Origin of the sequence: Gilliamella sp. Pra-s60, from assembly GCF_009795755.1 — a bacterium.
Classification (GTDB): domain Bacteria; phylum Pseudomonadota; class Gammaproteobacteria; order Enterobacterales; family Orbaceae; genus Gilliamella.
This window is the reverse complement of sequence record NZ_WTFA01000075.1, coordinates 1-208: the sequence shown is the minus strand read 5'-3', so window position 1 is coordinate 208 and position 208 is coordinate 1. Positions and strand designations below refer to the sequence as shown.

Annotated in this window: 1 protein-coding gene; it reads left to right on the top strand. The window is 40.9% G+C overall.

The window, feature by feature from the left end; genetic code table 11:
- Positions 1-13 precede the first annotated feature (13 nt).
- Positions 14-208, top strand: a 195-nt coding sequence (locus tag GQ596_RS11055) for a hypothetical protein (protein WP_160401768.1), incomplete at its 3' end; no start/stop codon positions are given.

Genomic DNA, 208 nt, shown 5'->3' with positions numbered 1-208 from the left:
TAGTGGCGCAACGGTGGATTATTATATTAATCCAAATAATTTATCTGCTAGCTGTTATTTTGTGCAATCGGTCAGGCCGAATTTGTTGTATGGTGGAACAACTGGCATCATTTCTAACGACCTCCCCTACTTTGCAGGTCCATCTAACATATGGAATCCTAGTAAGGGCTTCTTAACTCAATCAACAAGTCCATCATCTTACGACAGG